Origin of the sequence: Pseudomonas sp. PS01299, assembly GCF_029960145.1 — a bacterium.
GTDB lineage: Bacteria > Pseudomonadota > Gammaproteobacteria > Pseudomonadales > Pseudomonadaceae > Aquipseudomonas > Aquipseudomonas putida_A.
Genome location: NZ_JASCPO010000322.1, coordinates 1 through 5,272 on the forward strand (window position 1 = coordinate 1; position 5,272 = coordinate 5,272).

Genomic DNA, 5,272 nt, shown 5'->3' on the forward strand with positions numbered 1-5,272 from the left:
CGCGAAGGCGGCGTGTCAGTCGATAAGGATGTTGCTGACACATCGCCTTCGCGAGCAAGCCCGCTCCCACAGGGGATTCGTGCTGAATTCGCATCCTGCGTTAAGATGCCGGTCACTCGAAAACAACAAGGTCTGCCTCGCTCCATGTCGGAAAAAGACACCATTGCCGTTCAACTGGTGCGTGAAGCGCTGCTGCAAAGTTGTGCCCCGGGCGCGGCCACGGATGAAGTCTTGAACAAGGTCGGGATTGCTCCGGCGCTGCTGCATAGCGAGCAAGGCCGGGTGCCGGCCTCGCAATACGCGAAACTCTGGCGCTTGCTGGCCCGGCGTGGCGATGACGAGTTCTTCGGCATGGATCCACGCAAGCTCAAGTCCGGCAGCCTTGAGTTCCTTTGCCGCAGCGCCATGGCGCAACCGACCCTGGCCGTCGGCCTGAGCATGGGCCTGAATTTCCTCTCCTTGATGCTGGAAAAAATGCCCGCGCAATTGGCGCATCAGCAGAGCCTGGCGGAAATCGTCCTGCTCGAAGACGATCCCGAGCCGCGCCGGGCGTTTACCTATTTCACCTACTGGATGATCGTCCACGGCGTGGCCTGTTGGCTGGCGGGGCGGCGTATTCCGATTCTGGCGATCGAACTGCGCTGCGCCGAGCCGGATTTCTGCGACGACTACCGGGTAATGTTCTCGGAAAACCTGCGCTTCGACCGTCCGCGCACGCGGATGATCTTCGCTGCTGACTGCCTCGATCTGCCGATCAAGCGTACGGCCGAAGAACTGAAACGCTTTCTGGCCCATGCGCCGGCGAACATTCTGGTGAAATACCGCGACCCGGAAAGCCTGGCCAGCCGGATCAAACAGGACCTGCGGCAGCTATCCGCCGAACAGTGGCCGGAGACCGAGGCGCTGGCGCAACAGCTGTGCGTGTCCGCCTCGACCCTGCGCCGGCGACTGTCCGAGGAGGGGCAGACCTATCAGGGGCTCAAGGACAGCGTGCGCAAGGAACTGGCAATTACCTGGCTGGCCGAACCGTCGATCAGCTTCGTCGAAATCGCGACGCGGCTGGGGTTTGCCGATGCGAGTTCGTTCTACAAGGCGTTTCGCAAGTGGTCGGGGTCGAACCCGGGGCATTACCGCACTCTGATCCTCAACGAAGCCGTCTGATCCGGATTGTCAGTCGCCTGATCGGGCCTCTTCGGGAGCAAGCCCCCTCCCACATTTGAAATGCATTCTTCCTGTGATTGCAGCCTTCCTGGTTTTCACAGGTGGAGCATTCTTTGAAATGCAATCTTCTGTGATTGCAGCTTTCACAGTGATCCCCCCTTTGCAATGCAATTCCCTTGTGGGAGGGGGCTTGCTCCCGAAGGCGCCAGTCCAGGCGGCACATCTCTGGAATCTTGGCCAAACCAATCAGCCAGATTGACAGCTTTGACCATTGCCGCCTCCGCGCCGCAGCGCGACTATCCCTGTGTTGTTTACGGTTCCCAGCCTAATAAAAACACCGAGGGATTCTGGCAATGCGCGATTACTTTTCTGCCACCGAACAGTTCAACTATCAGCACACCGTGGACGCTGCGCTCAGTGGCACGCTGGAGGCGCTCAACGCCTGCGTCGAATGTTGCGACCGCCACGCCTTGCCGGGGCGCATTGCGTTGTTCTGGGAGGGCCGCGATGGTGCGAGTGCCACGTACACCTTCAGCGAGCTGCAAGACCAAGCCGCGCGTTTCGCCAATTTCCTTCTCGAACAAGGCGTGCAGAAGGGCGATAAGGTCGCCGGTCTGCTGCCACGCAACATCGAATTGCTCATCACCGTGTTCGCCACCTGGCGCATCGGCGCGGTGTATCAGCCGCTGTTCACCGCGTTCGGCCCCAAGGCCATTGAGCATCGCCTGAACAGTTCCGGCGCCAAAGTGGTGGTCACCGACGCGGTCAACCGGCCGAAACTCGCTGAAGTCAGCGATTGCCCGACCATCGTCACCGTCGGCGGCGCCAAGGGCCAGGGCATCGTCCGTGGCGATTTCAGTTTCTGGGCCGAACTGGCCAACTATTCCAATCTCTGCGAGCCGGTGCTGCTGAGCGGCGAAGACCCGTTCCTGCTGATGTTCACCTCGGGCACCACCGGCCCGTCGAAAGCACTGTCGGTGCCGCTCAAGGCCATCGTCGCGTTCCAGAGCTACACCCGCGACGCGGTGGATCTGCGTCCCGAAGATTCGTTCTGGAACGTCGCCGATCCGGGCTGGGCCTACGGCATCTATTTCGGCGTCACCGGCCCTATGTCGATGGGGCACCCGATCACCTTTTACGATGGCCCGTTCACCCTCGAAAGCACCTGCCGGGTGATCAACAAATACGCCATCACCAACCTCACCGGTTCGCCGACCGCGTATCGTCTGTTGATTGCCGGCGGCAACGAGTTCGCCAAGTCGATCAAGGGCAAGCTGCGCATCGTCAGCAGCGCTGGCGAGCCGCTGAACCCGGAAGTGATCCGCTGGTTCGCCGACAACCTCGGCGTAGTCATTCACGACCATTACGGCCAGACCGAACTGGGCATGGTCCTGTGCAACCACCACGGTCTGCAGCACCCGATCCACCTCGGCGCCGCCGGTTTCGCCTCGCCGGGCCATCGCATCGTGGTGCTCGACGAGCACTACAACGAACTCGGCGTCGGCCAGCCGGGCATCCTCGCCATCGACCGCACCCAGTCGCCGATGTGCTGGTTCGGCGGCTACGAGGGCGTGCCGACCAAAGCCTTCGTCGGCGATTACTACCTCAGCGGCGACACGGTGGAATGGAACCCGGACGGCAGCATCAGCTTCGTCGGGCGCAGTGATGACGTGATCACCACTTCCGGCTACCGCGTCGGCCCGTTCGACGTCGAAAGCGCGCTGATCGAACACCCGGCGGTGGTCGAAGCCGCCGTGGTCGGCAAGCCGGATCCGGAGCGCACCGAACTGGTCAAGGCCTTCGTCGTACTCAACCCGCAATACCGCGCCGAACCGGCGCTGGCCGAAGAGCTGCGGCAACACGTGCGCAAACGTCTGGCCGCGCATTCGTACCCGCGTGAAATCGAATTTGTCAGCGAATTGCCGAAAACCCCAAGCGGCAAATTGCAGCGCTTTATCTTGCGCAACCAGGAAATCGCCAAGGCTCAAGAGGCTGCGGCGCACAACGTTTCAGCTTGAATCAGGAAGTCAGTCATGCAGATCGAGAACAAGGTTTTTATCGTCACCGGCGGCGCCTCCGGCCTGGGTGCGGCCAGCGCTGAGTTGCTGGTCAACGCCGGCGCCAAAGTGATGCTGGTGGACATGAACGCCGAAGCCGTTGCCGCTCAGGCCCAGCGCCTCGGCGCGCAAAGCGTCGTCGCCGACATCAGCAATGAAGCCGCTGCCGAAGCCGCCGTGCAGGGCACGCTCAAAGCCTTTGGCAGCCTCAACGGTCTGGTCAACTGCGCCGGTATCGTCCGTGGCGAAAAGATCCTCGGCAAGAACGGCCCGCATGCTCTGGCCAGTTTTGCCCAAGTGATCAACGTCAACCTGATCGGCAGCTTCAACATGTTGCGACTGGCGGCTGCGGCCATCGCCGAGAGCGAAGCCAATGCCGATGGCGAGCGCGGGGTAATCATCAACACCGCCTCGGTCGCTGCGTTCGACGGCCAGATCGGTCAGGCCGCGTATTCCGCCTCCAAAGGCGCGATCGCCAGCCTGACCCTGCCGGCCGCCCGCGAACTGGCACGCTTCGGCATCCGCGTGATGACCATCGCCCCGGGCATTTTCGAAACCCCGATGATGGCCGGCATGACCCCGGAAGTGCGCGAGTCGCTGGCCGCCGGCGTACCGTTCCCGCCGCGTCTTGGCAAACCTGCCGAGTACGCCGCGCTGGTTCGGCATATCATCGAAAACAGCATGCTCAATGGTGAGGTGATCCGTCTCGACGGCGCCTTGCGCATGGCCGCCAAGTAAGGAGGATTTGTCATGACTATTGCCAACGATCCGATTGTTATCGTCAGCGCCGTCCGCACCCCGATGGGCGGTTTTCAGGGCGAACTGAAAAGCCTCACCGCGCCGCAACTCGGTGCTGCCGCGATCAAGGCAGCGGTTGAACGCGCAGGCGTTGCCAGCGACGCGGTTGATGAAGTGTTGTTCGGTTGCGTATTGCCGGCCGGCCTCGGTCAGGCGCCGGCGCGGCAGGCGGCACTGGGTGCCGGGCTGGATAAATCGACGCGCTGCACCACCGTCAACAAAATGTGCGGCTCGGGCATGGAAACCACCATTCTCGCCCACGACATGCTGCTGGCCGGCAGCGCCGATGTGGTGATCGCCGGTGGCATGGAAAGCATGTCCAACTCGCCATACTTGCTCGACCGTGCTCGCGCCGGTTACCGCATGGGCCATGGCCGGGTGCTCGATTCGATGTTCCTCGATGGCCTCGAAGACGCCTACGACAAGGGCCGTCTGATGGGCACCTTTGCCGAAGACTGCGCCGAAACCAACGACTTCAGCCGCGAAGCCCAGGATGCGTTTGCCATCGCTTCGACCACCCGTGCCCAACAGGCGATCAACGACGGCAGCTTCAAAGCCGAGATCGTGCCGCTGACCGTGACCGTCGGCAAAGAGCAGGTGCTGATCAGCAACGACGAGCAGCCGCCGAAAGCCAAACTGGACAAGGTTGCCTCGCTTAAACCGGCATTCCGCGACGGCGGCACGGTAACCGCGGCCAACTCCAGCTCGATCTCCGATGGCGCGGCGGCGCTGGTGCTGATGCGCCAGTCGCAAGCGCAGAAACTCGGACTGAAACCGCTGGCGGTGATTCACGGTCATGCGGCGTTTGCCGACACGCCGGGCCTGTTCCCGGTGGCACCGATTGGCGCGATCAAGAAGCTGGTGAAGAAGACCGGTTGGGCGTTGAACGAGGTCGATCTGTTCGAAATCAACGAAGCGTTCGCCGTGGTGGCGATGGCGGCGATGACCCATCTGGAAGTTCCCCACGACAAACTCAACGTGCACGGCGGCGCCTGCGCGCTGGGCCATCCGATCGGTGCCTCGGGCGCGCGGATTCTGGTGACCTTGCTCTCAGCCCTGCGCCAGAAAAACCTGAAGCGCGGGATTGCGGCGATCTGCATCGGCGGCGGTGAAGCCACGGCAATGGCCGTGGAATGCATCTACTGAGGCCAACGCCCTTTCTCCCTGTGGGAGGGGGCTTGCTCCCGAAGGCGGTGTGTCATTCAGAAATTGTCTGACTGACACGGCCAATTCGGGGGCAAGCCCCCTCCCACAAA

General features: G+C 62.2%; 4 protein-coding genes. All 4 read left to right on the plus strand.

Translation table 11 applies throughout. From position 1 onward, the window contains the following. Positions 1 to 144: 144 nt before the first annotated feature. The 4 genes from QMX91_RS28825 to QMX91_RS28840 all read left to right on the plus strand — a co-directional run bounded on the left by QMX91_RS28825 (position 145) and on the right by QMX91_RS28840 (position 5,162). Entirely contained in the window at positions 145 to 1,161 is a 1,017-nt protein-coding gene (locus tag QMX91_RS28825; RefSeq protein ID WP_282413756.1) for an AraC family transcriptional regulator, read from the plus strand. 353 nt (positions 1,162 to 1,514) lie between these two features. Beyond that, positions 1,515 to 3,179 (plus strand): AMP-binding protein, encoded by a 1,665-nt coding sequence (locus QMX91_RS28830; RefSeq protein ID WP_282413757.1) that lies wholly within the window; start codon positions 1,515 to 1,517, stop codon positions 3,177 to 3,179. A 15-nt stretch (positions 3,180 to 3,194) separates the two neighbouring features. Next, positions 3,195 to 3,956, plus strand: coding sequence for an SDR family NAD(P)-dependent oxidoreductase (locus QMX91_RS28835; RefSeq protein WP_223007475.1), 762 nt, complete (start codon positions 3,195 to 3,197; stop codon positions 3,954 to 3,956). Between the two features lie 12 nt (positions 3,957 to 3,968). Continuing rightward, positions 3,969 to 5,162, plus strand: a complete 1,194-nt coding sequence (locus tag QMX91_RS28840; RefSeq protein WP_282413758.1) for an acetyl-CoA C-acyltransferase — start codon at positions 3,969 to 3,971, stop codon at positions 5,160 to 5,162. The last annotated feature ends 110 nt before the right edge of the window (positions 5,163 to 5,272 follow it).